The sequence below is a fragment of the Pseudomonas sp. B6002 genome, from assembly GCF_013385985.1.
In the GTDB taxonomy this organism is placed as follows: domain Bacteria; phylum Pseudomonadota; class Gammaproteobacteria; order Pseudomonadales; family Pseudomonadaceae; genus Aquipseudomonas.
On the sequence record NZ_JACAOY010000001.1, the window covers coordinates 196979 to 222804 of the forward strand.

The following is a 25826-nucleotide window of genomic DNA, read 5'->3' on the forward strand; positions in this document are numbered from 1 at the left end:
GAGTCATTTCAAGTCCAAGCAACCGACAACGGCCTACCATGCGTACCAGTCAATATTTGCTCGCCACACAGAAAGAAACGCCTTCCGACGCGGTTGTGATCAGCCATCAGCTGATGCTGCGCGCCGGCATGATCCGCAAACTGGCCTCCGGCCTGTACACCTGGCTGCCCATGGGCTTGAAGGTGATGCGCAAGGTCGAAGCCATCGTTCGTGAGGAAATGAACGCCGCCGGCTCTCTGGAAGTGTTGATGCCGAGCACTCAACCGGCTGAACTGTGGCAGGAATCCGGGCGCTGGGAAGAGTACGGCCCTGAGTTGCTGCGCTTCAAGGACCGTCATGGCCGCGATTTCTGCGCCGGCCCGACCCACGAAGAAGTGATCACCGACCTGATGCGCAACGAGCTGAGCAGCTACAAGCAGCTGCCGTTGAACCTGTATCAGATCCAAACCAAGTTCCGTGACGAAATCCGCCCACGCTTCGGTTTGATGCGCGGCCGCGAATTCATCATGAAGGACGCGTACTCGTTCCACGCCGACCAGGCGTCCCTGCAGGTCACCTACGACCGCATGCACACCGCTTACTGCAACGTGTTCACGCGCCTGGGCCTGAAATTCCGCCCGGTTGAAGCGGACAACGGCTCCATCGGCGGTGCCGGCTCCCACGAATTCCACGTGCTGGCCGAGTCCGGCGAAGACGATATCGTGTTCAGCAACGGTTCCGACTACGCGGCGAACATCGAGAAAGCCGAAGCCGTGCCACGGGAGACTTCCCGTCCTGCTCCGGCCGAAGCACTGCGCCTGGTGGACACCCCAGAGACCAAGACCATCGCGGCCCTGGTGGAAAAATTCAATCTGCCGATTGAAAAGACCATCAAGACCCTGATCGTGCGCGCCGAAGAAGAAGGCAAGCTGATCGCCCTGGTAATCCGTGGCGACCACGAGCTCAACGAAATCAAGGCGGCCCAGCAACCTGGCGTGGCCAGCCCGCTGGTCATGGCCACCGATGCCGAACTGCGCGACGCCATCGGCGCCGGTGCGGGCTCCCTCGGGCCGCTGAACCTGCCACTGCCGATCATCATCGACCGCTCGGTCGAGCTGATGAGCGACTTCGGTATCGGCGCCAACATCGACGACAAGCACTACTTCGGCGTGAACTGGGAGCGTGACCTGCCGGTTCCAACCGTGGCCGACCTGCGTAACGTGGTGGCCGGCGACCCAAGCCCGGACGGCAAGGGCACCCTGGAGATCAAGCGCGGCATCGAAGTCGGGCACATCTTCCAGCTGGGCAACAAGTACAGCAAGGCGATGAAGTGCGAAGTGCTGGGCGAGAACGGCAAGCCGATCACCCTGGAAATGGGTTGCTACGGTATTGGCGTGTCGCGCGTGGTGGCAGCTGCCATCGAGCAGAACAACGACGAGAAAGGCATCATCTGGAGCGACGCCCTGGCCCCGTTCCAAATCGCCCTGGTACCGCTGCGCTACGACAACGAGCAAGTACGCGAAGCCACTGACAAGCTGTATGCCGAACTGACGGCCGCCGGTTTTGAAGTGTTGCTCGATGACCGGGACAAGAAAACCAGCCCGGGCATCAAGTTTGCCGACATGGAGCTGATTGGCATCCCGCACCGTATCGTGGTCAGTGACCGCGGCCTGGTGGATGGCAATCTGGAATACAAGAGCCGGACCGAAGCCGAAGCCCAACCGTTGCCGGTGGCTGACGTGCTGTCTTTCCTTCAGGCGCGTATTCGTCGCTGAAAACCAGATCAAGAGAAGTCATGTTCAAGCGAAACACCAGAGCCCTGGGGGGCGCCGCCTTGTGCGGCGCCCTGCTGGTCAGCGGCTGCGCCAACCAGATGTCGCAACGCAGTGAGCACGAGGAACGGGTCGAGCGTAAGTTGCTCGACCACAGCCTGCAGATCGATGTAGGCGAGCCCAAAGTGCTGGAACTGCCGCAACGCCGGGTTCGGATTCACGAGCAAAAGACCTTTGAGGTCACCGAGTTCGAAGTCACCCGTCGTTACGATCGCTACACCCCCTACCAGCCCTGGCGCAAACTCTACGAGATGCCTCTGGGTGCCGTGGCCCTGGTGGCTGGCGCCGGCGCCAACGTGGCGAATATCTTCGCCCTCGGCAACCTGCCCACCAGCATGACCCGCGACTGGCTGAGCTACGGCGTGGACGGCATCAACCCGTTCATGAACGTGCAATCCCATGGCCGTGCGCAACAGAACCTGGCGGGTATCGATGAAGTCCAGCGCGACAAGCGCGTGGAGTATTCGAGCCTGCCCTGGAGCGAGCGCCCGGTGCAGGTCACTGCCGGCAAGCAGACCCATGAACTGACCACCGACCGCAACGGCGTCCTGCGCCTGAACCTGTTGGACAGCCCATTTGCCGAACAGGATCTGAACCGCGTCAGCACCTTGAAGATCAGCGTGGAAGATGGCCAGGACGATGTGCATTCGGACTCGACCCTGGCGATCAGCAGCACCCTGCGCAGCAAGTTGCTGGAGGCCCACGGCCTGATCTACGACGACCTGGAAGACGACGAGGTCAACCAGTGGGTGCATCGCGTCAAGCGCCTGTCGGAGTTGGGTCTGGAAGAAGAAGCCAGTGAACTGGAACAAAGCCTGATCGAACTGACCCGCAATGATCCGGAGTTGCAGCAGGAATTCCTGCAGGCATTGACCAAGGATGCGGGGCGTTTGGTGGCAGACCCCGGCGCACGCTGAAACCTGATTCGCACGCTTCCTTGTAGGAGCCCGGCTTGCCGGCGATGGCGATCTTGCGGATGCCATCGCCGGCAAACCGGGCTCCTACAAGGGGTGCGTGAACAGTTCCAGCTGTTCGTTACCGCCGCTGAGGTCCAGCAAGCGTACGCCAATCCCCAGCAACCGCACCGGCTTGCCACCGCGATTAAACGCCTGCGTCAGCAGCTGTTGATAACTCTCCAGGTCCCGCCCTGCCCCCGCCTGTTCCAGTGTGGTCTGGGTAAAGTCATGAAACTTCACTTTCACGAACGGCTTACCGGCGCGGTAGCTGCTGTCGATGCGCGCCATGCGCCCGGCCAGGGTTTCCATCAGTTCAGGCAATTTCGCCAGGCAGCTTGAAAGGTCCGGCAGGTCGACATCGTAGGTGTTTTCCACGCTGATCGATTGCCGGCGGCTGTCGTTCTGCACGGCGCGATCATCGATCCCACGGGCCAAACTCCACAGTCGTTCACCGAAACTGCCGAACTCACGCACCAGCGCCAACTTGTTCCACTCGCGCAATTGCAGGCAGTCCTCGATGCCCAGGCGCGCCAGCTTGTCCGCCGTGACCTTGCCCACCCCGTGCAGCTTGCTGACCCGCAACTGGGACACAAAATCCTCGACCTGATCCGGCGTGATCACATACAGCCCGTTGGGTTTCTTCCAGTCGCTGGCGATCTTGGCCAAAAACTTGTTCGGCGCGACCCCGGCAGACACTGTGATATGCAACTGGTTGGAGACCCGCCGACGGATGTCCTGGGCGATACGCGTCGCGCTGCCGCCAAAGTGCGGGCTGTCGGAGACGTCCAGGTAGGCTTCATCCAGGGAGAGCGGCTCGATCAAATCGGTGTAATCGCGAAAGATCGTCTGGATTTCCTTTGACGCTTCTTTATAGGCGTCCATGCGCGGCTTGACGATGGTCAGGTCCGGGCACAGCTTCAAGGCGTGACGGGAAGACATGGCCGAGCGCACGCCATAGGCCCGCGCCTCGTAGTTGCAGGTGGCGATCACCCCACGCCGGTCCGCCGAGCCGCCCACGGCCAGGGGCTTTTGCGCCAGGCTCGGGTCATCGCGCATCTCGATGGCGGCGTAGAAGCAATCACAGTCGACGTGGATGATTTTGCGCTGCGTCATATAAAGGGGTGTGGTCCTACGGGTGGCCAGTATCGCATTCACCCCTGTATATAGCACCAGTAGTTTGAATCTTCCGTCTGAGTGGTAGGAAATTTCGCCAATGAATTTATTTTCTCAATCGAAATCGGCAATCCGATAGAGCTGAAAGCCACGGCCTGACTGGCCCCAAGCCCTTTCGGAAACCCACCCCGGCACGCTAACCGATTGAAGCAGAAGCGCTTTTCCTGGAATCTACGGTTGACACACCGAAGTTCCTCTGTAGAATGCCGACACACAGACGCGGGATGGAGCAGTCTGGTAGCTCGTCGGGCTCATAACCCGAAGGTCGTCGGTTCAAATCCGGCTCCCGCAACCAAACATCAAAAAAGGCTACTCGAAAGAGTGGCCTTTTTTGTGCGCGCTGATTTTGTAGTGAGCGGGCTTGCCCCGCGCCAGCGGAATACCTGACACACCGCCGCGCGGGGCGAGCCCGCTCACTACAAAAGCGTTTTCAATCGGGAACTTAGGTGGGCTGAGTGGCTAATTCACACTTATTTGACTCATATGGCCATTAACGGTTGACACCCCGCCGCTGGACTGTAGAATGCCGCCCACAGACGCGGGATGGAGCAGTCTGGTAGCTCGTCGGGCTCATAACCCGAAGGTCGTCGGTTCAAATCCGGCTCCCGCAACCAAACATCAAAAAAGGCTACTCGAAAGAGTGGCCTTTTTTGTATCCGGTGAAAAAGTTCTTCTGAAACAATGACATGGCATATTTCATGAAACCCTACACGGTTTGTTGAGTCCATGTCTTTGCAAGCTATGCTCAATGCTCAAGCGCTACCCTCTACGACCAATGGCCGCTGTCGCCGCCCCCGGCGATACGCGTTAATATTTGTAATTATTTTGTCCATAGGGATTGGTAACTTGGCTGGATACCTCCATCCTGTCGCGCACAATCCACGAGGTGATTGATGCGCGCCAACTCGTCTGAACCACAAGACACTGTCACAGCAGAACAACCGATCACTCCCACTCGTTTGCGTTGGCTGGATCTGTTGAGCAAATACCGTCAGCCCATCGGGTTGGCCGTTACCCTGTTGCTGTTCGCAATCGCCCTGATCGCCTGCCGGCACCTGCTGCTGGAACTGGACCTCTACGCCCTCCACGACTCGATCCTGGAAGTGCCCAAGCCTGCCCTGCTCGGTGCGTTTGCCGCCGCCGTGGCCGGTTTCATCATTCTGTTGGGCTACGAGTTTTCGGGGGCGCGTTATGCCGGCGTGAAGCTGCCGGCCAAGACCCTGGCTCTTGGTGGTTTTACCGCCTTCGCCATCGGCAATGCCATTGGCTTGTCGATGCTCTCGGGCGGCTCAGTGCGTTACCGTTTATATGCACGTCATGGCATCGGGGCTTCGGAAGTGGCCCACATGACCGTGTTTGCCAGCCTGGCCCTCGGCACCGCCTTGCCACCCCTGGCAGCATTGGCGACATTGAGCAACCTGCCCGCTGCCGCGACCTACCTGCACCTGCCACAGATGGTGCTCGGCGGTATTGCAGGCGCGGTGCTGCTGCTGTCGACCGTGCTGTGCATCGGCATTTATCGTCGCAGGTTGCCGGAACAACCCTACCCCGACAACCTGCTGGTCAAGGCTGGCCGTCGTACCCTGCGCCTGCCGGGCCGCCGCCTGACGTTCCTGCAGCTGATCATCACCGCGCTGGACGTCGCCGCCGCTGCAACCGTCCTTTATATGCTGCTGCCGGAAGCGCCACCGTTCGGCCCGTTCCTGCTGGTGTACCTGCTGGCCCTGGCGGCGGGTGTACTCAGTCACGTACCGGGCGGCGTGGGTGTATTTGAAGCCATCCTGCTGGCCGCCTTTGCCGACAAGCTCGGCGCCGCGCCGCTGGCCGCCGCCCTGTTGCTGTACCGGATGATCTACGTGGTACTGCCGCTGTTGATCGCCTGTGTGTTCCTGCTGGTCAACGAAGCCCAGCGCTTGTTCCAGACCCAGCAGAGCCTGCGGGTTGCATCAGGCCTGGCGGCGCCGGTACTGGCCGTACTGGTTTTTTTGTCAGGCGTGGTCCTGCTGTTTTCCGGCGCCACGCCAGAAATCGACTCACGCCTGGAAAACATCGGCTTTCTGATTCCCCACCGCCTGATTGACGCCTCCCACTTTGGCGCCAGCCTGATCGGTGTGCTCTGCCTGCTGCTCGCCCAAGGCCTGCGCCGACGCTTGTCGGCAGCCTGGATGCTGACGATGGTGCTGCTGCTGACCGGCGCCCTGCTCTCGCTGCTCAAGGGCTTCGACTGGGAAGAAGCCAGCCTGATGATCATGACCGCCGTGCTGCTGGCGATCTTCCGTCGCTCGTTCTACCGCGCCAGCCGCCTGACTGAACTGCCGTTCTCGCCGCTGTACCTGGTGGCCAGTGTCTGCGTGCTGGGCGCTTCGATCTGGTTGCTGCTGTTTGCCTACCAGGACGTGCCGTACAGCCATCAACTGTGGTGGCAATTCACCCTGGACGCCAACGCCCCCCGTGGCTTGCGTTCGTTGCTGGGTGCCGCCGTGCTGCTGGTGATCGTGTCACTGACCTGGCTGCTGCGCACCGCACGCCCGGTCATCCACCTGCCGACTCCGGATGAGCTGGAACGCGCCACCAAGATCCTGATGGCCTCGTCTCAGCCTGACGGCGGCCTCGCGCTGACCGGCGACAAGGCGCTGCTGTTCCACCCCAACGATGAAGCCTTCCTGATGTACGCCCGTCGCGGGCGCAGCCTGGTGGCCTTGTATGACCCGATCGGCCCGACCCAACCCCGGGCCGAGATGATCTGGCAGTTCCGTGACCTGTGCGACATCCACCACGCCCGCCCGGTGTTCTACCAAGTGCGCGCCGAGAACCTGCCGTACTACATGGACATCGGCCTCACCGCGATCAAACTGGGTGAAGAAGCCCGCGTCGACCTGAAACGCTTTGACCTGGAAGCCAAGGGCAAAGAGATGAAGGATTTGCGCTACACCTGGAACCGTGGCACCCGGGACGGCCTGTCCCTGGAGATCTTCGATCCGGGCCACGCACCGATGGATGAACTCAAGGTCATTTCCGACGCCTGGTTGACCGGCAAGAACGTGCGGGAAAAAGGCTTTTCCCTGGGACGCTTCAGTGACGACTACCTCAAGCACTTTCGCATCGCGATCATTCGCTTCGAAGGGCGCCCGGTGGCCTTCGCCAACTTGCTCGAGACTTACAACCACGACCTGGCCAGCCTCGATCTGATGCGCGCCCACCCAGACGCACCCAAGCTGACCATGGAGTTCATGATGGTCGGCCTGATCCAACATTATAAGAACCATGACTACGCCCGCTTCAGCCTCGGCATGGTGCCGTTGTCGGGCCTGCAACCGCGTCGCGGCGCCCCGTTGACCCAGCGCCTGGGTTCGATGGTGTTCCGCCGTGGCGAGCAGTTGTATAACTTCCAAGGTTTGCGCCGCTTCAAAGACAAGTTCCAGCCTGACTGGGAACCCCGTTACATGGCCGTGCCCGCAGGACTTGATCCGCTGGTGGCACTGGCCGATACCGCCGCCCTGATCGCGGGCGGCTTGACTGGATTGGTGAAACGCTGATGATTCGACGCTCCTGGCGGTATGTATTGGCCTTTGTAGTGCTGCTCGCCCTGATCCTGGGTGGCGGCTATTGGTACTGGAACCGCCCTGCCCCGCAACCGACCCTGGAGCAATTGCCCCAGGCCGACGGCTCTGTCATGACCCGCGTCACCCCGGCCGGCACGGCCAAAGCCCGCGTTGCCGTTGCGGTGCTGGCCGCTGACACCTTGAGCGACAGCCAACTGATTGCCCTGAGCCAGGGCGGCAAGGCACAGATTGTCCAAGTGGTCTTGCCCAAAGATGACTGCACGTTGCAGGAGCAAGCCCTGCAAGGCGCCCTGAGCCAACTCAAGGGCCCGGCAACCCTCGTCAGCGGCATCGGCCCTGGCGCAGCGCTGGCATGGCGCTGGCTGGCCGCACAGAGCGACGACAAGGCCAACGCCATCTCCGTCGGCTTCGCCATGACGCAGGAAGGCTGCAAGGACCCATTGCCAAAAACCTCTGCCCACGGCAGCTGGCTGGTGGCCTGGAACGATAACCCTGACGATGATGCCGCCAGTTTCGTACGCGATACGCCGCGCGCAACCACCAGCATCAGTGACTACGACATTCACTACCCGCAAGTGCTGAACAACGAACTGCGCAAGCAGCTGGTGGGTTCGGACAACGGCGGCCTGGCCATTCCCGTGGTGGAAGTGCCCGCCGGCCAAGCCAAGGACACCGTGACCCTGTTCCTCTCCGGTGATGGCGGCTGGCGCGACCTGGACCGCGACGTGGCCGGCGAGATGGCCAAGATCGGCTACCCGGTGGTGGGCATCGACACCCTGCGCTACTACTGGCAGCACAAGACCCCGGAACAAAGCGCCAAGGACCTCACCGAGCTGATGCAGCACTATCGGCAGAAGTGGGGCACCAAGCGCTTCGTGCTGACCGGCTATTCGTTCGGCGCCGACGTACTGCCGGCCATCTACAACCGCCTGCCGGAAAACGAGCAACAACGCGTAGATGCAATCATCCTGCTGGCATTCGCCCGCACCGGCAGCTTTGAGATTGAAGTGGAAGGCTGGCTGGGCAACGCCGGTAAAGAAGCCGCCACCGGCCCGGAAATGGCCAAGCTGCCAGCGGACAAAGTGGTGTGCATCTACGGTGCCGAAGAAGTCGACGAGAGTGGCTGCACCGACAAGACGGCCGTGGGCGAAGCCGTGAAGCTGCCTGGCGGGCATCACTTCGATGAGAACTACCCGGCGCTGGCCAAGCGGTTGGTGGACATCATCGTGAAGCACCAGGCCAAGGATAAAGCCGAGTAATTCCAGGCCTACACAGGCTTATGTGGGGCTGGCTTGTGTGGGAGCTGGCTTGCCTGCGATGCAGTCACCACGGTGTGTCAGTTACACCGGAGTGATGCTATCGCAGGCAAGCCAGCTCCCACATTTGTTTTGTGGTGTTGCCGAGATCTAGCGCGGTTCGATGTGGGCAATCATCAACTGCACCGTTTCATTGCCGCGAAACTCGTTCACATCCAGCTTGTAGGCCAATTCCACCCACTTCACCGTCGGGTTCGGCCAGACCTCCCGGTCCACCCCAAACGCAATCCCGTCCAGCTTCACCGACCCGCACTCGGTCTTGAGTACCACTTTGAGGTGGCGCTCCCCTACCACACGCTGCTCCACCAACTGGAACACCCCGTGAAACACCGGCTCGGGAAAGTGCTGGCCCCAGGGACCTGCGTGGCGCAGTGCGCGGGCCAACTCCAGGTGAAACTCTTCCACGGCCAGGGTGCCGTCGGACAGCAGGCGCCCGGTCAGGTCTTCTTCACGCAGTTGCCGACGCACTTCCGCATCAAAGGCTTCGGCAAACAGTGGGAAGTTTTCCTCAGACAATGTCAGACCCGCCGCCATGGCGTGGCCGCCGTATTTGGCGATCAGGTTGGGGTGCTGGCTCGCGACCACCGCCAGCGCATCACGGATGTGAAAGCCCTGCACCGAGCGTCCAGAGCCCTTGAGCAGGCCGTCACCGGCGTCGGCGAAGGCAATGGTCGGGCGGAAGTAACGCTCTTTCATGCGCGACGCCAAAATCCCGATCACGCCCTGGTGCCACTCCGGGTCGAACAGGCACAAGCCGTAAGGCATTGACTCCACCGGCAGGTCCTTGAGCTGGGCCAAGGCCTCGCGCTGCATGCCCTGCTCGATGGATTTACGGTCCTGGTTCATGCCATCCAGCTGCGCGGCCATTTCACGCGCGGCAGCAAAATCCGTGGTGAGCAGGCATTCAATGCCCAGGCTCATGTCATCCAGGCGCCCGGCTGCGTTCAGGCGCGGCCCGAGGATAAAACCGAGGTCGGTGGAGGTGATGCGCGCGGCATCACGCTTGGCCACTTCGAGGATCGCCTTGATCCCCGGCCGCGCACGCCCGGCGCGAATGCGCTCCAGGCCCTGATGCACGAGGATGCGGTTGTTCGCGTCCAGGGGCACCACGTCGGCCACGCTGCCCAGGGCGACGAGGTCGAGCAGTTCGCCAATGTTGGGCTGCGGCTTGTTCTCGTACCAACCCAGGCTGCGCAGGCGCGCACGCAGGGCCATCAGCACGTAGAAGATCACGCCTACACCAGCCAGGGCCTTGCTTGGGAACTCACAGCCGGGCTGGTTCGGGTTGACGATAGCGTCGGCCAGCGGCAGTTCGTCGCCGGGCAAGTGGTGGTCTGTCACCAGGACTTTCAGCCCCGCGGCTTTCGCCGCCGCCACGCCTTCGACGCTGGAGATGCCGTTGTCCACGGTGATCAGCAACTGCGGCTTGCGCTGCAGGGCCACGGCGACGATTTCGGGGGTGAGACCGTAGCCGTATTCGAAGCGGTTCGGCACCAGGTAATCGACATGGGCCGCGCCGAGCAGACGCAAGCCCAGGGTGCCCACTGTGCTGGCCGTGGCGCCGTCGGCGTCGAAGTCACCGACGATGAGAATCCGCTGGCGCTGCTCCAAGGCGGTCACCAGCAAGTCCACGGCAGCATCGATGCCTTTGAGTTGCTGGTAGGGAATCAACCGCGCCAGGCTTTTATCCAGCTCGGCTTCCGACTGCACCCCGCGTGCGGCATAGAGACGGGTCAACAGCGGCGGCAATTCACCGAGAAACGGCAGGACAGCAGGCAAGGGGCGGGGATCGATACGCATGGGGTGAAAGGTGCTTCTCTTCTAATACAACGGTTAAACAGCAATTCTGAATACAACACAAATCAACTGTGGGAGCTGGCTTGCCTGCGATAGCGGTGGGTCAGTTGGCACATCTGCTGCCGATACACCGCTATCGCAGGCAAGCCAGCTCCCACACAAAGAGTTCCTGCCCGTTCAGTCGCGTCCGCCAGCCAGCCATTGCAATTGCACTTCATGCTGGCCACGGTCGTCGGTGACGAAGATCGTGCCTTCGCTGATCATCACGTCCCACTTGATCACCCGGGGCATGTCCTTGGCCAGTGTCTCAAGGACTTCCTGCGGTACGGCGGCGATGTGCACGTTTTTCAGATTGTTCGCCACTGGCACGACCTTGCCTTCCCACACACGCAGGCTGCCGTAGGCCAGCAGGCTGGTGCGTTCGGTACGACGCGAGCACCAGGTCAGGCGGTCGGCGTCGGGTTGGCCGACTTCGATCCAGTGCAGCACCCGGTCATCCAGGCTTTTTTCCCACAGGGCGGGTTCGTCTACGTCCGACAGGCCACGTCCGAACGACAGCTGCTCGTTGTACCAGAGGGCGTAGGCCAGCAGGCGCACGGTCATGCGTTCTTCGGTTTCCGAAGGATGGCGGGCGATGGTCTGTTTGACACTCTCGTACACCGAGCGGTCGAGGTCGGTGAGGTTGAGTTCGAATTTATAGGTCGTGGACGGCTGGGCCATGAACGGGCTTCTAGAGACAGGGAAAGGCGGCCAGTCTAACCGATGGCGAGGTCATTCAACGAATACTGAGCTGCATCATCCTTATCACTGGGCCCCTCGCCTATGTTAAAAGGCATTCCACCACAGCCCTGCACAGACAAGGATCCTCATGTCGTTTAACGCCAAACCGCTTGCCGGCCTGAAAGTCATCGAACTGGGCACCCTGATTGCCGGGCCGTTCGCCTCGCGTATCTGCGCCGAATTCGGCGCCGAGGTGATCAAGGTCGAATCCCCGGATGGCGGCGACCCGCTGCGCAAATGGCGCAAGCTGTATGAAGGCACTTCGCTGTGGTGGTTCGTGCAGGCCCGTAATAAAAAATCGCTGACGCTGAACCTCAAGCACCCGGACGGCCTGGCAATTCTCAAGCAACTGCTGGCAGACGCCGACATCCTGATCGAGAACTTCCGCCCCGGCGTGCTGGAAAAACTCGGCCTGAGCTGGGAAACCCTGCATGCACTGAACCCGAAATTGGTGATGGTGCGGCTGTCGGGCTTTGGCCAGACCGGGCCGATGAAAGACCAGCCGGGGTTCGGCGCCGTGGGCGAGTCCATGGGCGGGTTGCGCTACATCACCGGGTTCGAGGATCGCCCGCCCGTGCGCACCGGCATCTCCATCGGCGATTCGATTGCGGCCTTGTGGGCGGTGATCGGTGCGCTGATGGCGTTGCGTCACCGCGAGGTCAACGGCGGGCTCGGCCAGGTGGTGGATGTGGCGCTGTACGAAGCCATTTTCGCCATGATGGAAAGCATGATTCCGGAGTTCGACGTGTTCGGTTTCATTCGCGAGCGCACCGGCAACATCATGCCCGGCATCACGCCCTCTTCCATCCACACCAGTGCCGACGGCAAGCACGTGCAGATCGGCGCCAACGGTGATGCGATCTTTAAGCGTTTCATGAGCGCCATCGGCCGTGACGACCTGGCCAACGACCCCGCGCTGGCCAGCAATGATGGGCGTGACAGCCGCCGTGATGAGCTATACGGCGTGATTGATCGCTGGGTCAATTCGTTGCCGCTGGAGCAGGTGGTCGACCAACTCAACAAGGCCGAAGTGCCTGCCAGCCGTATCTACAGTGCCGAAGACATGCTGGGCGACCCGCAGTTTCTCGCCCGGGAAATGTTCCTCAAGGCGCGGTTGCCAGGGGGCAAGGACTTCAAGATGCCTGGCATCGTGCCCAAGCTTTCCGATACGCCAGGCAGTTGTGAATGGGTGGGCCCACAATTGGGTGAACACAACAGCGTAGTGCTCAATGAGCTGGGCTACGACGCCCTGGCCATCACCCGCTTGCGCGAGGCTGGCGCGATCTGATGGCTCGCCGCGCCAGGCGCTGGTTCAGGCAAGTGTGCCTCGCCATGGTCATGCTCTGCAGTGGGTGGCCACTCTTGGCCAACGCCGAGGACACCTTGATCTGGCTGCTGCGCGACTTGCCGCCACTGACCATTTTCGAAGGACCACAGAAAGGCCAGGGCGCGCTGGACGCGCTGTTGCCGATGCTCAAGGAGCGGCTGCCGGAATATCGGCACCAGATCCTGCACGTCAATCGCGCCCGCGGCACGCAAATGCTGCGCGAGCCCTCGTTCACCTGCGACCCTTCGCTGCTGTGGACACCTGAGCGGGCCAGCTACGTGGTGTTTTCGGACCAGGCCTTTGTGGTGGCCAGCAACGTGGTGATGATCCGCCGCAGCAAAGAGCAAGCGATGGCGCCCTATATCGTCGACGGCCAGTTTGACCTGCAGGCGTTTCTCGAAGCGCGCAATGCACGCCTGGGGGCAATTGCCGAGCGCAGCTATGGCCCGGCCATCGACGAGCGGCTCAAGCACGCCGCGCCTCATCGACTTGCCCTGCATTACGGTAACGACGCGCTCGGTAGCCTGTTGCAGATGCAGCGTCTTGGCCGACTGGAGGCGGTACTGGGCTATTGGACGGAAATTCGTTACCACGCTCAGCAGCAGGGTATCGACCCCCAGGATCTGGTGTTCTTCCCGATAAAAGGTTCCGCGCCCTACCAACGCACCTATATCGGCTGCTCCGACACCACCCAAGGGCGACAGGCTATCGAACGCATCAATGCGGTACTGCGAGATATCCCACAACGGGAAGTACAACAGTCTTACGCCTCATGGCTGGACCCTGCCACACGCGAGCGTTACCTGTCGGATAACCCGAGCTTTTTCCAGGATTCACCCGTCCCCTGACAAATCCCAGGCAAAAAGAAACCCCGAAGAGTGGGGAGACACTTCGGGGTTAAACGTGGCCTACAAAGACCAGTACGACAAGCCACAAACACCGGAGCACAATGCTTGCTCTTGCCGTTATAAAGTCTGACCGGCCATGATGTAGGAAGTTTCCTCAGATAAACTTTTCTTCATGCCACGGCAGCGTTGCGTGTCTGGGCAGCGTTTCTCAGGGCAGCGATGACGGAAGGTTCCAGGCGCCCTTCGGCGATTTTCAGGTCTCGCAGCAAACAGTCCACCACATCCACCAGCACGCGCTTGTCCATCAATTGCGCCCGGTCGACTTCACGCTCGACGACGATAGCGCCAGCAGGATTCTTCACGGTCACCAGGCACTCGCCCTGCACACCTGAGGTGGTCAGCGTAACCTGATAAGGGCTCAGTGCTTCTTCGAGCAATAGGCTGATACTTTCCATCTCGATCACCACTCAATAGTTCGGGAACAATCGGTTCAACGGGAGCTGCATCTATCCTAAGTGACTGTTTGTGACGTAGGAAAGTTCGCTTTATCGTCTTTATGGGGTCGTCAGGGGTGACGGATTCCAGCATGCGCTTGCAACATGACAACGAAAAAACGGCGCACATACCTGCTTACGCAATGGGCGGCTGTTTTGGGGTTTGCCGAAGGCTGCTAGCTGAGGTGAATCCTATACTCGGTGAGCGCTGAACAGGCTGTTATGCCGATAAAAGCGCATGTCAAAAGGCCCTTATTGCGAAGGATGAAGACAATGCTGGAACACGACAAAGAGCAAGCGGCGTTAGAGAAGATTCACGCCGACATATCACGCATCTATGCGGAGCAACGCAAACTCACGGCTGAAACACACAAGATAACCCGTGAAAATTTCTGGTACCCCCTGGGGGTGGTAATGGCCATGTTTACGGCGTTCAGCACCGTGTTGGCCATCGCGCAGAAACTTCTAACGTAGCCGCTCACGCCAAGCCGGGCCTGCCAGAAACAAAAAACGCCGCTGCCCCAAGGAAGGGACAGCGGCGTTTTTGTCTACGTGGCTTGCCTTACAGCGGCTTGCCCCGGTTGCCATGCTGGCTCACAAACGCCTGCACCGCCTTCAAGTCATTGGCCAATACCGTGCAGCGCTCTTCACGCTCGAACAGGTCAGCCAAGTGCACCGGCAATTCCAGCGCCTTGCCCACGCCGGCTTTCTCCACAGCCTCCGGGAATTTCACCGGGTGCGCAGTGCCCAGGATCACCATCGGGATATCCAGGCTGCGACGGCATTCGCGGGCGGCCTTCACACCGATGGCGGTGTGCGGGTCGAGCAGTTCGCCGGTCTGGGCATAGACTTCTGCGATGGTTTCGCAGGTCTGCGCATCGTCCACGGCCAGCGAGTCGAACAGCTTGCGGGTTTCGGTCCAGCGCTCTTCATCCACGCTGAAGCCGCCGCCGCTCTTGAAGGTGTCCATCAAGCCGGCAATCGCCGCACCGTTGCGACCGTGCATGTCGAACAGCAGGCGTTCGAAGTTCGACGAAACCATGATGTCCATGGACGGCGACAGCGTGGCGTGCAGGGTTTCCTTGACGTACTGGTTGCCGCTCATGAAGCGGTGCAGGATGTCATTGCGATTGGTGGCGACGATCAACTGGTTGATCGGCAGGCCCATGTTGCGCGCCAGGTAGCCGGCGAAGATGTCACCGAAGTTACCGGTTGGCACCGAGAACGACACCGAACGCGCCGGGCCGCCCAACTGCAGGGAGGCGTGGAAGTAGTAGACGATCTGGGCCATGATCCGTGCCCAGTTGATCGAGTTCACCGCCACCAGTCGCGTGCCCTTCAGGAAGCTCTGGTCAGCGAAGCTGTTCTTGACCATTTCCTGGCAGTCATCGAAGTTGCCTTCGATGGCGATGTTGTGGATGTTGTCACCAAAGATGGTGGTCATCTGGCGACGTTGTACTTCCGACACGCGCTTGTGCGGGTGCAGGATGAAGATGTCGACGTTTTCGCAGTGCTTGCAGCCTTCGATGGCGGCCGAACCGGTATCACCGGAGGTGGCACCGATGATCACCACGCGCTCGCCGCGCTTTTGCAGCACGTAATCCAGCAGGCGACCCAGCAGTTGCAGGGCGAAGTCCTTGAACGCCAGGGTCGGGCCGTGGAACAGCTCCAGGACCCACTCGTTGCCGTTCAGCTGGCGCAGAGGCGCGATGGCGTTGTGGGAAAACACGCCGTAGGTCTCTTCCAAAATCTTCTTGAAGTCTGCATCCGGAATGCTGCCGGTGACGAACGGGCGCATCACGCGGAAGGCCAGTTCGTGGTACGGCAGGCCGGCCCAGGAGGCGATTTCTTCCTGGGTGAAGCGTGGCAGGTTTTCCGGCACGTACAGGCCGCCGTCAGTGGCAAGGCCTGCCAGCAAAACGTCTTCGAAATTCAGGGCCGGTGCCTGGCCGCGGGTACTGATATAACGCATGACTGGCTCCTCTAGAGCATTCTTGAACAAGGGCCGCCGAACCTGCGGGGCCCTTGCAGCAAAACCATTAGTTCAGGTGTTCGACGCGGATCCGCACCACCGGGCCGACCACGCCTTGCAGGGCTTCGAGGGCGGCGATGGCATCGTTGATGTGCTGCTCGAGCACGCGGTGGGTCAGCAGGATCATCGGCACCTGGCCGTTTTGCTCCTCGACTTCCTTCTGCATGATCGACTCGATATTGATGCCGCGCTCCGACAGGATGCTGGCGACCTGGGCCAATACGCCCGGGTGGTCCTGGGCCTGGATGCGCAGGTAGTAGGCGCTCTCGCAAGCTTCGATCGGCAGGATCGGATGGGCCGACAGCGAGTCCGGCTGGAAGGCCAGGTGCGGCACGCGGTTTTCCGGGTCGCTGGTCATGGCGCGGACCACGTCCACCAGGTCGGCGATGACCGACGAAGCCGTTGGCTCCATGCCGGCGCCGGCGCCGTAGAACAGGGTGGAACCTGCCGCATCACCGTTGACCATCACCGCGTTCATCACGCCATTGACGTTGGCGATCAGGCGGTCGGCCGGGATCAGCGTCGGGTGCACACGCAGTTCGATACCGGCCGGTGTGCTGCGCGCCACGCCCAGGTGCTTGATGCGGTAGCCCAGCGCTTCGGCGTAGTTCACGTCGGCAGTGGTCAGTTTGGTGATGCCTTCGGTGTAGGCCTTGTCGAACTGCAGCGGAATACCAAAGGCGATGGAGGCCAGGATGGTCAGCTTGTGCGCTGCGTCGATGCCTTCCACGTCGAAAGTCGGGTCGGCTTCGGCGTAACCCAGGGCCTGGGCTTCGGCCAGCACGTCTTCGAACGTACGGCCCTTCTCGCGCATTTCGGTGAGGATGAAGTTACCGGTGCCGTTGATGATGCCGGCCACCCAGTTGATACGGTTGGCGGACAGGCCTTCACGGATCGCCTTGATCACCGGGATGCCACCGGCCACGGCGGCTTCGAATGCCACGATCACGCCCTTCTCGCGGGCCTTGGCGAAGATCTCGTTGCCGTGCACGGCGATCAGCGCCTTGTTGGCGGTGACCACGTGCTTGCCGTTCTCAATGGCCTTGAGCACCAACTCACGGGCCACGGTATAGCCGCCGACCAGTTCGATGACGATATCGATCTCAGGGTTGGTGGCAACAGCGAACACATCGTTGGTAATCGCAATACCGGTCGTTTCGAACTGAGGCTTTGGCGAACGTGTGGCAATTTGTGCCACTTCAATCCCGCGACCTGCACGGCGGGAAATTTCCTCAGCGTTACGCTGAAGTACGTTAAAGGTGCCGCCACCGACGGTCCCTAACCCACAGATGCCTACTTTGACCGGTTTCACTGAAGAACTCCCCATGAAACGGCCGACACGAGGTCGGCCGTGGAAAACAGCCGCACGACTGCGGCTTTCAATTAGTGGCCCGCCGACTCATCAGCGGGCCATGATCGTCAAAGGTTCGACGATGCTGGTTTATTTGGCACTCAGCGCCAGTTTGGCAACTTGTGGTGCCGGCTGGTAGCCCGGAATCACTTGGCCGTCAGCCAAAACGATGGCCGGTGTACCGTTCACGCCAATGGACTGGCCCAGGGCGAACTGCTTGGAAACCGGGTTGGCGCACTTGGCTGCCTTGATTTCCTTGCCATCGACCATCTTGTCCATGGCCGCTTTCTTGTCGGCCGAGCACCACACGGCTTGCAGCTGCTCGTCACCCGGCGAGCCCAGGCCCTGGCGCGGGAACGCTACGTAACGCACTTCCACACCCAGCTTGTTCAGCGCAGGCACTTCGGCGTGCAGCTTGTGGCAGTACGGGCAAGTGGTGTCGGTGAACACGGTGATGTGGGTCTTGGTCTCGCCAATGGCCGGGTAAACCACGGTTTCAGCCACCGGGATGCCGTTGATCAGCTTGGACACGCCCAGGCGCTCGGCTTTCTCGGTCAGGTTGACCGGCTTGCCGTCCTTCAATTGGAACAGGTAGCCCTGGACGATGTACTGGCCATCGGCACTGGCGTACAGAACACGGCTGCCCTTGAGCTTGACTTCATACAGGCCGGCCATGGGGCTGGCGCTGATGCTTTCGATCGGGGTATCGAGCTGCAGGTTGGCCAGGCTCTTGCGGATGGTCTGCTCGGCAGCGTCATCGGCAAACGCAAAGGTGGAAACCAACGCAATGGCTGCGGCGGCAATAATCTGGGTCAAGCGCATGGGAACTCCTGAAGGCAGATGCAGGGACGGAAGCAGTCGCACCGATGTGGAAACCCGGGCGTGGGCCATCCCCTTTGCTAACCGGCAAAGCCTACCACAGTTGGGCCGCAGGGCAGCCCGTGGCGGGATAAATTGGCGGTTTTCAGCCTCGCGGGTGATGTTTGGCGTGCATATCTTGTAAACGTGCGCGGGCCACATGGGTATAGATCTGGGTTGTGGATAAATCGCTGTGGCCGAGCAGCATCTGAACCACACGCAAATCCGCACCGTGGTTGAGCAAATGCGTGGCAAAGGCATGGCGCAACGTGTGGGGCGACAGTGCCTTGCCGATCCCGGCGACCTTGGCCTGGTGCTTGATGCGGTGCCAGAAGGTTTGGCGCGTCATCTGCTCGCCGCGCAGGCTCGGGAACAGCACATCACTGGGTCGCCCACCGAGCAGTTCGCTGCGCCCATCACGCATATAGCGCTCCACCCACACAATGGCCTCCTCGCCCATCGGCACCAGCCGCTCCTTGCTGCCCTTGCCCATCACCCGCAACACGCCTTGGCGCAGGTTGACTTGCTCCAGGGTCAAGCTGATCAGCTCCGTCACCCGCAGGCCGCAGGCATACAGCACCTCCAGCATCGCGCGGTCGCGCTGGCCGATGGCTTCACTCAGGTCGGGGGCGGCGAGCAAGGCATCGACGTCAGCTTCCGACAGGGATTTTGGCAATGGCCGACCGAGTTGCGGCATATCGACTTGCAGGGTTGGGTCGAGGGCGATCAGTTTTTCGCGCAGCAGGTAGCGATAGAAGCCACGCACGCCCGAGAGAAATCGCGCAGTGGAGCGTGGCTTGTAGTTTTGTTCCAAACGCCAGGCCAGATGGTCGAGGATCAGCTCGCGGCCAGCATTGATCAGCTCAAGGTTTTTTTCCTGTAGCCAGCCGTTGAACAGAGCCAAGTCGCTGCGGTAGGCCTGTCGCGTGTTGTCTGACAGGCCTTTTTCCAGCCAAAGGGCGTCGAGGAAGCGGTCGATCAGGGGGTGGTCAATGGCGGGCATGGGGGCTCAGGCGGATTACTGTAGTGTCTGTTAGATCCTATCGCAGGCAAGCCAGCTCCCACAGGGGTTTTGTGTCGGGTCACTGATTTGTACCCACCACCGATCAAATGTGGGAGCTGGCTTGCCTGCGATGGCCGTGGCTCGGTCCAGGATCAGTCTACAAATCCAGGCAGCACAGGCACCGGACGCTTGTCGGCATCGATGGCCACAAAGCTGAACACACCCTGGATTGCCTTCTCGCGACCATCGGCACTCATGCTCTCAACGAACACTTGCACTTCAACCTTGAGGCTGGTGTTGCCGACCTTGATCACTCGGCCGATCAGTTCAACGATGGAGCCGGCAGGAATTGCGTGGTTGAAGTCGATGCGGTCGGTAGACACGGTCACCAACGGCAACCGGCAAAAACGCGTGGCCGTAATGAACGACACTTCATCCATCCAGGCCAGGGCGGTGCCGCCGAACAGGGTGTTGTGGTGGTTGGTGGTCGGCGGGAACACGGCCTTGGTCACGTGGGTGACGGAGAGGTCGGTGCGGCGCTGGATTTCTTCAAGGCGGGTGGTCATAAACAAATACCGGGACTAGACAAATTTCAGGCACAAAAAAGCAGCCCGTAGGCTGCTTTTTTCTGCATCGGGAAGCTGGACTTAAGCCAGTTTTTCCTTGATGCGAGCTGCTTTACCGGACAGGTCACGCAGGTAGTACAGCTTGGCTTTACGTACGTCACCGCGACGCTTGACGGCCATGCTGTCGATTTGCGGGCTGTAGGTCTGGAAAGTACGCTCTACGCCAACACCGTTGGAGATTTTACGAACAGTGAAAGCACTGTTCACACCACGGTTACGCTTGGCGATTACCACGCCTTCGAACGCTTGCAGACGCGAACGGTCGCCTTCCTTCACTTTCACCTGAACGACAATGGTGTCGCCCGGGGCAAAGGTAGGGATCTCTTTGGTCATCTGCTCTGCTTCGAGTGCAAGGATGATTTTGTTAGTCATGCTGTGCTCCTAAGGTAAGTCAATGGACCTACCATCGATACGTTGTTAACTATCGTCCCGCGCGAGGATGTATTCCTCGAGCAGCTTCTTCTCTTCTCCAGAAAGCGAGCGGCTTTCCAGAAGATCGGCGCGTCGTTCATAGGTCCTACCAAGGGACTGCTGTAAACGCCAACGCCGGATGTGTGCGTGATTGCCACTTAGCAATACGTCGGGAACACGCTGATCCGCATACACCTCCGGTCGGGTGTAGTGCGGGCAATCCAGCAAACCATCCGTGAAGGAATCTTCCTCCGCGGAGTCCGCATGCCCTAAAGCTCCAGGCAGCAGTCGTGTAACCGCATCTATCAGGACCATCGCCGGCAGCTCGCCGCCAGACAGGACATAGTCCCCAATCGACCACTCTTCATCGACATGAGCTTCAATAAACCGCTCGTCAATGCCTTCATAGCGACCGGCAATCAGGATCAGTGCTTCCTCATTCGCCAGTTCGCGGACCCCAGCCTGTTTCAGCTGACGGCCTTGAGGGGACAGGTAAATTACCTTCGCCTTCTCCCCGGCAGCTGCCTTGGCCTGAACCAATGCGTCTTCCAGGGGCTTGATCTTCATCACCATGCCCGGGCCACCGCCAAATGGGCGATCGTCCACAGTGTGATGTCGATCCGTCGTGTAGTCTCGCGGGTTCCAACAGGTGAGCTGCAAGAGCCCCTGTTTCACCGCCCGACTGGTGATGCCGTACTCGCTGATGGCGGAAAACATCTCGGGAAACAAACTGATCACTTCAATGCGCAAATTAGCCACGCTTAGAAGTCCGCGTCCCATTCCACCTTCATCTCGCCCGCGGCCAGGTCGACGGCCAACACGCATTGCTCGGTATACGGCAACAGGCGTTCACGATCATCCAGGCTGCCAGCGCAAGGCTTGACCACCATTACATCATTGGCGCCGGTTTCCAGAAGATGATCGATTTTCCCGAGCAATTGCCCCAGTTGATCAATAACCTTCAGACCTTCCAGCTGGTACCAGTAGTACTCGCCGTCGGTCAATTCAGGGAACAGGTTGCGCGGCACGCAGATCTCATAACCAGCCAGAAGACGAGCTTCTTCACGATCATCAAGACCCTTGAGCTTTGCGACCAGGAACTTATCGCTCCCGCGTCCACTGACCAGCTCGACCTGTTTCACACTCCCTTCGCGCTTGAGCGTCCAGGTCTTGTACTGCAACAGGTTTTCAGTCGGATCAGTAAAGGAATACACCTTCACTTCGCCGCGAACGCCATGAACAGAATAAATCTTGCCGATAACGATCAAATCATCAGCAACAGCTGGCGTCGCGTTCATATCGCTCAGGCCGCAGCCTTAGAAGCGTCCTTCAGCAACTGAGCAACGCGCTCAGAAGGTTGTGCACCAACGCTCAGCCAGTAGGCTACGCGCTCTTGGTTCACGGACAGACGAACTTCTTGACCACGAGCGATCGGGTTGAAGAAGCCAACTTGTTCCTTGTGAGAGCCGTCACGTGGGTTGCGGCTGTCAGTTACGGTCAAGTGGTAAAACGGGCGCTTTTTGGAGCCGCCAAGGGCAAGACGGATTGTTAGCATGTGAACATCGTTCCTGTAGTCGGTGCTGCAAATCTAAATGCACAGCGGGCATAGGTGCCCGAAAGGCCGCATATTCTAAGGAATATCCGGACTTTTGCAAATGTCTTTTTCTGGCGCCTATCGGCATGCCATTCAGATCTGCTATAGAGCCGTCGGTTAAAACGGCGAGTCAGCCCCCGCCAACGGCGGGTTTGCTGGAGATCCCACATCCCTGTGGGTCGGAGCGCAAGCGGGCTTGCGCTCGAATTCTTTACATCTTGGGCATGCCGCCGCCGGGCAACATACCGCCCATGCCGCGCATCATCTTGGCCATGCCGCCTTTGGCAGAGAATTTCTTCATCATCTTCTGCATCTGCTTGTGCTGCTTGATCAAGCGGCCGATGTCCTGCACCTGGGTGCCGGAGCCCATGGCGATCCGACGTTTGCGCGAACCGCTGATCAGCTCAGGGTCGCGGCGCTCGGCCGGGGTCATGGAGTTGATGATGGCTTCCATCTGCTTGAACTGCTTCTCTGCCGCGCCCTGGGCATTGCCCATCTGCGCCAGGTTCACACCGCCGATGTTCGGCAGCTTGTCCATCAGGCCGCCAAGGCCGCCCATGTTCTTCATTTGCTGCAGCTGGTCGCGGAAGTCTTCGAGGTCGAAGCCCTTGCCCTTCTTCAGCTTCTTGGCCAGCTTGTCGGCCTTGTCCTTGTCGAGCGTGGCTTCGGCCTGCTCGATCAGGCTGAGCACGTCGCCCATGCCAAGAATGCGCGAAGCAATACGCTCAGGGTGGAACGGCTCGAGCGCTTCGCTCTTCTCGCCCATACCGATGAACTTGATTGGCTTGCCGGTGATGGCACGTACCGACAGCGCCGCACCGCCACGGGCATCGCCGTCGACCTTGGTGAGGATCACACCGGTCAGTGGCAGTGCGTCGCCGAATGCCTTGGCGGTGTTCGCAGCGTCCTGGCCGGTCATGGCGTCGACCACGAACAGCGTCTCGACCGGGTTGATCGCGGCATGCAGCGCCTTGATCTCGCCCATCATCTCTTCGTCGATGTGCAGGCGACCGGCGGTATCGACGATGACCACGTCGATGAACTTGAGCTTCGCTTCTTTAATAGCAGCGTTGGCGATATCAACCGGCTTCTGGCTCAGGTCGGACGGGAAGAAGGTCACGCCCACTTCGCCTGCCAGCATTTCCAGCTGCTTGATCGCGGCCGGACGGTAGACGTCAGCCGACACCACCATCACGGACTTCTTCTTGCGCTCTTTAAGGAAGCGCGCCAGCTTGCCGGCGGTGGTGGTCTTACCCGCACCCTGCAAACCTGCCATCAATACGACGGCCGGTGGCACGGCGCTGAGGTTCAGGTCTTCGTTGGCCGCGCCCATCAGGCTTTCGAGTTCGGCCTGGACGATCTTCACAAAGGCCTGGCCCGGGGTCAGGCTGCGGGACACTTCGGTGCCCACCGCGCGCTCTTTGACCGAATTGACGAAGTCCTTGACCACAGGCAAGGCCACGTCGGCTTCCAGCAACGCCATGCGCACTTCGCGCAGGGTGTCTTTAATATTGTCCTCGGTCAGCTTGGCCTTGCCGGTGACATGGCGCAGCGTCTGCGAGAGACGGTCAGTCAGATTTTCAAACATGCGCGATCCTTTCAGGCCCTATTCATAGACCGAGGTAATGGCGGCCCAGGCTGTGGTAAATCGCTATTAAAAACAGCGCTCGGCGAGCCTGCGGCGTGGGCAGGTCGCGGATTATAGCGAAGACTGCGCCAGTGCACACCCGCTGTCTGGCCCGGGAGTCTTTCGTGGAACGCAGGGGTATGCCAAACTCAGCGCCTTTCGGGCTTGTCTATCAGGATTTATGGTCCCCTTGTCACCCAGTTTGCTACCCAGCCTCGCCGCCGCCATTCTGTACGCCGCTGCGACCCTCTATCAGGGCACTCGTCTGGCCCAAGGCACCAAAGCGGACAAACGTCTGCTGGTGGGCCTTGGCGTCCTCGCCCTGCTGGCCCATGCCACGAGCCTGTTCACCCACCTGATGACACCGGTCGGCCTGGGCCTGGACTTTTTCAGCGCCGCCAGCCTGATCGCTGCCGCCGTCATCGCGCTGACCCTGCTGGCCTGCTACCGCATTCCCGTCGAGAACCTGCTGGTGCTCCTTTTCCCACTGGGCATGTTGACGGTACTGCTGGCGCATTTCACCCCGACCGGCACCGTGCAGGTCATTGATGAAGAGCCAGGCATCCTCGCGCATATCCTGCTGTCGATCCTCGCCTACGGCATGTTCACCATCGCGGTGTTCCAGGCGCTGCTCCTGCTGCTGCAGGACCACCAGCTCAAAAACAAACACCCGTCCGGGCTGATCAAGAACTTCCCACCGCTGCAAACCATGGAAAGCCTGCTGTTCGGTTTCCTGTGGGCCGGCTGGACGCTGCTGTCGCTGTCGCTGATCTCCGGCTGGCTGTTCGTCGAAAACCTGTTCGCCCAGCACCTAGCGCACAAAACCTTGCTGGCGTGCCTGGCCTGGGTGGTGTTCAGCGTACTGCTGTGGGGCCGCAACCGCCTCGGCTGGCGTGGGCACAAGGCGATCCGCTGGACCCTGGCCGGTTTCTGCCTGCTGATGCTGGCCTATTTCGGCAGCAAGCTGGTTCGCGAATACATCCTGCATATCTGACGGGCAGCGATCATGGACAACTTGCCCCTAGGGCCGATGCTCGCCGTAATTGCCTTGCTGGTGCTATGGGCGGCGCTGTTTACTGCCATCGAAGCCGCACAGCAGCACCTGCTGGCCCTGCGCCCCGGTACACGCCAGGGCGACAAGGCAGCCGCCCGCCTGAGCTTTCCGCGCAACAGCCTGATCTTGTGCAACAGCCTGTGCCGCGCCGCCGTGGTGATTCTCTGCACCCTGCTGGCCATCTACGCCTGGGCCCAGAACGGCCCGTGGCTCGGCTGGCTGATCTCCTGCGCGATCCTGCTGATCCTGGCCGACTACCTGCCCCGCACCCTGGCCACTCGCCACCCGCAAGCCGTGCTGGGTTTCGGCAATACGCTGCTGGGCGTGCCGCTGAAAATCCTCTACCCCTTGGCCTGGCTGCTCAATGGCACCAGCCTGCTGTTGCTGCGCCCGTTCACGCGCACCTCCGGCGTGGTGAAAAAGAGCGACGAGCCGCTGCCCGAGCATGACGACGAGCCGGAACCCGAGGCCGATGCAGGGCGCACCCCCGGCATGCCCGGTATCCATGCCCTGGACAACATCACCGTCAATGACATCCTCGTGCCGCGCAGCGAAGTGGACGGCATCAACCTGGACGATTCGGTCGAGGAAATCATCGAACAACTGCGCACGTCCCAGCGCACGCGCCTGCCGGTGTTCCACAGCGATATCAACCAGGTCGAAGCAGTGCTCAACACCCGGCAGATCCAGCACCTGCTGCCGGATGCCAGCCTGACCAAAGAAGCATTGCTTGCGGCCTGCCACGAGCCCTACTTCGTGCCGGAAAGCACGCCGCTGCAGTTGCAACTACTCAACTTCCACAAGCAGCAGCGGCGCCTGGGCATGGTGGTGGACGAATACGGCGAAGTGCTGGGCATCGTCACCCTGGAAGACATCCTCGAAGAAATCGTCGGCGAATTCGAAAGCGAGCAGAGTGCAGACAACCCGCACATCGAAGCGCAACCCGACGGCCGCTACATCATCGACGGTGCCGCTTCGATCCGCGAGCTGAACAAAAGTCTGGGCTGGCACCTGCCCAGCGACGGCCCCAAGACCCTCAACGGCCTGGTCACCGAAGCACTGGAGACCATTCCCGACTGTGCGGTGTGCCTGAAAATCGGCCGCTACCGCCTGGAGATCCTCGAGACCGAGGACAACCGGGTGAGCAAGGTGCTGATCTGGCACACCAGCCGAATGCCCGTCGCCGCCTGACCCCTCTGTAGGCG

At 60.6% G+C, this 25826-nt stretch carries 23 protein-coding genes and 2 tRNA genes; 11 read left to right on the forward strand and 14 right to left on the reverse strand.

Annotated features, from left to right (window positions below; genetic code table 11):
- The first annotated feature begins 38 nt into the window (after positions 1–38).
- The gene (locus tag HX792_RS00930) at positions 39–1754 is read left to right on the forward strand and encodes a proline--tRNA ligase (RefSeq protein WP_176994373.1); all 1716 of its coding nucleotides are present in this window, start codon (positions 39–41) and stop codon (positions 1752–1754) included.
- A 20-nt stretch (positions 1755–1774) separates the two neighbouring features.
- Entirely contained in the window at positions 1775–2728 is a 954-nt protein-coding gene (locus HX792_RS00935) for a hypothetical protein (RefSeq protein ID WP_176994374.1), read from the forward strand.
- A gap of 84 nt (positions 2729–2812) precedes the next feature.
- Here HX792_RS00935 and dinB read toward each other — a convergent pair whose 3' ends face one another.
- Positions 2813–3880, reverse strand: coding sequence for a DNA polymerase IV (gene dinB / locus HX792_RS00940; RefSeq protein ID WP_176994375.1), 1068 nt, complete (start codon positions 3878–3880; stop codon positions 2813–2815).
- A gap of 278 nt (positions 3881–4158) precedes the next feature.
- Here dinB and HX792_RS00945 point away from each other — a divergent pair.
- The 4 genes from HX792_RS00945 to HX792_RS00960 all read left to right on the forward strand — a co-directional run bounded on the left by HX792_RS00945 (position 4159) and on the right by HX792_RS00960 (position 8762).
- Positions 4159–4235: transfer RNA gene (locus tag HX792_RS00945), tRNA-Met, on the forward strand.
- A gap of 242 nt (positions 4236–4477) precedes the next feature.
- A tRNA-Met gene (locus tag HX792_RS00950) sits at positions 4478–4554 on the forward strand.
- Between the two features lie 279 nt (positions 4555–4833).
- Positions 4834–7476, forward strand: coding sequence for a bifunctional lysylphosphatidylglycerol flippase/synthetase MprF (mprF, locus tag HX792_RS00955; RefSeq protein ID WP_176994376.1), 2643 nt, complete (start codon positions 4834–4836; stop codon positions 7474–7476).
- A complete protein-coding gene (locus HX792_RS00960; RefSeq protein ID WP_176994377.1) occupies positions 7476–8762 on the forward strand; it encodes a virulence factor family protein in 1287 nt (428 codons plus the stop codon). The genes mprF and HX792_RS00960 overlap by 1 nt, the downstream gene beginning before the upstream one ends.
- A gap of 147 nt (positions 8763–8909) precedes the next feature.
- On the opposite strand, the gene recJ is transcribed toward HX792_RS00960, so the two are convergent.
- Together recJ and HX792_RS00970 are read right to left on the reverse strand one after the other, a co-directional pair.
- On the reverse strand, positions 8910–10619 hold the full coding sequence (gene recJ / locus HX792_RS00965) for a single-stranded-DNA-specific exonuclease RecJ (RefSeq protein WP_176994378.1): 1710 nt from the start codon (positions 10617–10619) through the stop codon (positions 8910–8912).
- 174 nt (positions 10620–10793) lie between these two features.
- Positions 10794–11336, reverse strand: a complete 543-nt coding sequence (locus tag HX792_RS00970) for a YaeQ family protein (protein ID WP_176994379.1) — start codon at positions 11334–11336, stop codon at positions 10794–10796.
- Between the two features lie 148 nt (positions 11337–11484).
- Between HX792_RS00970 and HX792_RS00975 the strand changes: the two genes are divergently transcribed.
- Together HX792_RS00975 and HX792_RS00980 are read left to right on the forward strand one after the other, a co-directional pair.
- Entirely contained in the window at positions 11485–12684 is a 1200-nt protein-coding gene (locus tag HX792_RS00975) for a CaiB/BaiF CoA-transferase family protein (RefSeq protein WP_176994380.1), read from the forward strand.
- Entirely contained in the window at positions 12684–13571 is an 888-nt protein-coding gene (locus tag HX792_RS00980; RefSeq protein ID WP_176994381.1) for a TIGR02285 family protein, read from the forward strand. The genes HX792_RS00975 and HX792_RS00980 overlap by 1 nt, the downstream gene beginning before the upstream one ends.
- Before the next feature lie 170 nt (positions 13572–13741).
- Here HX792_RS00980 and HX792_RS00985 read toward each other — a convergent pair whose 3' ends face one another.
- On the reverse strand, positions 13742–14026 hold the full coding sequence (locus HX792_RS00985) for a DUF3509 domain-containing protein (RefSeq protein ID WP_176994382.1): 285 nt from the start codon (positions 14024–14026) through the stop codon (positions 13742–13744).
- Between the two features lie 312 nt (positions 14027–14338).
- On the opposite strand from HX792_RS00985, the gene HX792_RS00990 reads away from it, so the two are divergent.
- Positions 14339–14539 (forward strand): hypothetical protein, encoded by a 201-nt coding sequence (locus HX792_RS00990; RefSeq protein ID WP_176994383.1) that lies wholly within the window; start codon positions 14339–14341, stop codon positions 14537–14539.
- Between the two features lie 88 nt (positions 14540–14627).
- On the opposite strand, the gene thrC is transcribed toward HX792_RS00990, so the two are convergent.
- The 10 genes from thrC to ffh form a co-directional block, all read right to left on the reverse strand.
- Positions 14628–16037, reverse strand: a complete 1410-nt coding sequence (thrC, locus tag HX792_RS00995; RefSeq protein ID WP_176994384.1) for a threonine synthase — start codon at positions 16035–16037, stop codon at positions 14628–14630.
- A 67-nt stretch (positions 16038–16104) separates the two neighbouring features.
- Positions 16105–17409 carry a homoserine dehydrogenase gene (locus HX792_RS01000; protein ID WP_010207988.1) on the reverse strand — a complete coding sequence of 435 codons (1305 nt, stop codon included), beginning with the start codon at positions 17407–17409 and terminating at the stop codon, positions 16105–16107.
- Positions 17410–17538: 129 nt separating this feature from the next.
- Entirely contained in the window at positions 17539–18270 is a 732-nt protein-coding gene (locus tag HX792_RS01005) for a thioredoxin fold domain-containing protein (RefSeq protein WP_010207987.1), read from the reverse strand.
- A gap of 142 nt (positions 18271–18412) precedes the next feature.
- Entirely contained in the window at positions 18413–19309 is an 897-nt protein-coding gene (gene xerD / locus HX792_RS01010) for a site-specific tyrosine recombinase XerD (RefSeq protein WP_176994385.1), read from the reverse strand.
- A 152-nt stretch (positions 19310–19461) separates the two neighbouring features.
- The gene (locus tag HX792_RS01015; RefSeq protein WP_070994760.1) at positions 19462–19875 is read right to left on the reverse strand and encodes an acyl-CoA thioesterase; all 414 of its coding nucleotides are present in this window, start codon (positions 19873–19875) and stop codon (positions 19462–19464) included.
- An 81-nt stretch (positions 19876–19956) separates the two neighbouring features.
- Positions 19957–20307 (reverse strand): 50S ribosomal protein L19, encoded by a 351-nt coding sequence (rplS, locus tag HX792_RS01020; RefSeq protein ID WP_003175895.1) that lies wholly within the window; start codon positions 20305–20307, stop codon positions 19957–19959.
- A 45-nt stretch (positions 20308–20352) separates the two neighbouring features.
- Positions 20353–21126 (reverse strand): tRNA (guanosine(37)-N1)-methyltransferase TrmD, encoded by a 774-nt coding sequence (gene trmD, locus HX792_RS01025; protein ID WP_016977714.1) that lies wholly within the window; start codon positions 21124–21126, stop codon positions 20353–20355.
- Positions 21108–21644, reverse strand: a complete 537-nt coding sequence (gene rimM, locus HX792_RS01030; protein WP_003175898.1) for a ribosome maturation factor RimM — start codon at positions 21642–21644, stop codon at positions 21108–21110. The genes trmD and rimM overlap by 19 nt, the downstream gene beginning before the upstream one ends.
- 5 nt (positions 21645–21649) lie before the next feature.
- Complete coding sequence (gene rpsP / locus HX792_RS01035; RefSeq protein WP_003209587.1) at positions 21650–21901, reverse strand: 30S ribosomal protein S16; 252 nt, start codon at positions 21899–21901, stop codon at positions 21650–21652.
- A 250-nt stretch (positions 21902–22151) separates the two neighbouring features.
- Positions 22152–23528, reverse strand: coding sequence for a signal recognition particle protein (gene ffh, locus HX792_RS01040; RefSeq protein WP_003193965.1), 1377 nt, complete (start codon positions 23526–23528; stop codon positions 22152–22154).
- Positions 23529–23748: 220 nt separating this feature from the next.
- On the opposite strand from ffh, the gene HX792_RS01045 reads away from it, so the two are divergent.
- Both HX792_RS01045 and HX792_RS01050 read left to right on the forward strand, forming a co-directional pair.
- Positions 23749–24561: an inner membrane protein YpjD gene (locus HX792_RS01045; protein ID WP_371319316.1), complete on the forward strand. Its 813-nt coding sequence runs from the start codon at positions 23749–23751 to the stop codon at positions 24559–24561.
- Positions 24562–24573: 12 nt separating this feature from the next.
- On the forward strand, positions 24574–25812 hold the full coding sequence (locus HX792_RS01050) for a transporter associated domain-containing protein (protein ID WP_176994387.1): 1239 nt from the start codon (positions 24574–24576) through the stop codon (positions 25810–25812).
- Positions 25813–25826: the final 14 nt, after the last annotated feature.

What these genes read in the sequence shown, in the direction of transcription:
- HX792_RS00930 (WP_176994373.1), top strand. Translation starts at nt 39, where the DNA reads ATGCGTACCAGTCAATATTTGCTCGCCACACAGAAAGAAACGCCTTCC.
- HX792_RS00935 (WP_176994374.1), top strand. Translation starts at nt 1,775, where the DNA reads ATGTTCAAGCGAAACACCAGAGCCCTGGGGGGCGCCGCCTTGTGCGGC.
- dinB (WP_176994375.1), bottom strand. Translation starts at nt 3,880, where the DNA reads ATGACGCAGCGCAAAATCATCCACGTCGACTGTGATTGCTTCTACGCC.
- mprF (WP_176994376.1), top strand. Translation starts at nt 4,834, where the DNA reads ATGCGCGCCAACTCGTCTGAACCACAAGACACTGTCACAGCAGAACAA.
- HX792_RS00960 (WP_176994377.1), top strand. Translation starts at nt 7,476, where the DNA reads ATGATTCGACGCTCCTGGCGGTATGTATTGGCCTTTGTAGTGCTGCTC.
- recJ (WP_176994378.1), bottom strand. Translation starts at nt 10,619, where the DNA reads ATGCGTATCGATCCCCGCCCCTTGCCTGCTGTCCTGCCGTTTCTCGGT.
- HX792_RS00970 (WP_176994379.1), bottom strand. Translation starts at nt 11,336, where the DNA reads ATGGCCCAGCCGTCCACGACCTATAAATTCGAACTCAACCTCACCGAC.
- HX792_RS00975 (WP_176994380.1), top strand. Translation starts at nt 11,485, where the DNA reads ATGTCGTTTAACGCCAAACCGCTTGCCGGCCTGAAAGTCATCGAACTG.
- HX792_RS00980 (WP_176994381.1), top strand. Translation starts at nt 12,684, where the DNA reads ATGGCTCGCCGCGCCAGGCGCTGGTTCAGGCAAGTGTGCCTCGCCATG.
- HX792_RS00985 (WP_176994382.1), bottom strand. Translation starts at nt 14,026, where the DNA reads ATGGAAAGTATCAGCCTATTGCTCGAAGAAGCACTGAGCCCTTATCAG.
- HX792_RS00990 (WP_176994383.1), top strand. Translation starts at nt 14,339, where the DNA reads ATGCTGGAACACGACAAAGAGCAAGCGGCGTTAGAGAAGATTCACGCC.
- thrC (WP_176994384.1), bottom strand. Translation starts at nt 16,037, where the DNA reads ATGCGTTATATCAGTACCCGCGGCCAGGCACCGGCCCTGAATTTCGAA.
- HX792_RS01005 (WP_010207987.1), bottom strand. Translation starts at nt 18,270, where the DNA reads ATGCGCTTGACCCAGATTATTGCCGCCGCAGCCATTGCGTTGGTTTCC.
- xerD (WP_176994385.1), bottom strand. Translation starts at nt 19,309, where the DNA reads ATGCCCGCCATTGACCACCCCCTGATCGACCGCTTCCTCGACGCCCTT.
- HX792_RS01015 (WP_070994760.1), bottom strand. Translation starts at nt 19,875, where the DNA reads ATGACCACCCGCCTTGAAGAAATCCAGCGCCGCACCGACCTCTCCGTC.
- rplS (WP_003175895.1), bottom strand. Translation starts at nt 20,307, where the DNA reads ATGACTAACAAAATCATCCTTGCACTCGAAGCAGAGCAGATGACCAAA.
- trmD (WP_016977714.1), bottom strand. Translation starts at nt 21,126, where the DNA reads ATGGGACGCGGACTTCTAAGCGTGGCTAATTTGCGCATTGAAGTGATC.
- rimM (WP_003175898.1), bottom strand. Translation starts at nt 21,644, where the DNA reads ATGAACGCGACGCCAGCTGTTGCTGATGATTTGATCGTTATCGGCAAG.
- rpsP (WP_003209587.1), bottom strand. Translation starts at nt 21,901, where the DNA reads ATGCTAACAATCCGTCTTGCCCTTGGCGGCTCCAAAAAGCGCCCGTTT.
- ffh (WP_003193965.1), bottom strand. Translation starts at nt 23,528, where the DNA reads ATGTTTGAAAATCTGACTGACCGTCTCTCGCAGACGCTGCGCCATGTC.
- HX792_RS01045 (WP_371319316.1), top strand. Translation starts at nt 23,749, where the DNA reads ATGGTCCCCTTGTCACCCAGTTTGCTACCCAGCCTCGCCGCCGCCATT.
- HX792_RS01050 (WP_176994387.1), top strand. Translation starts at nt 24,574, where the DNA reads ATGGACAACTTGCCCCTAGGGCCGATGCTCGCCGTAATTGCCTTGCTG.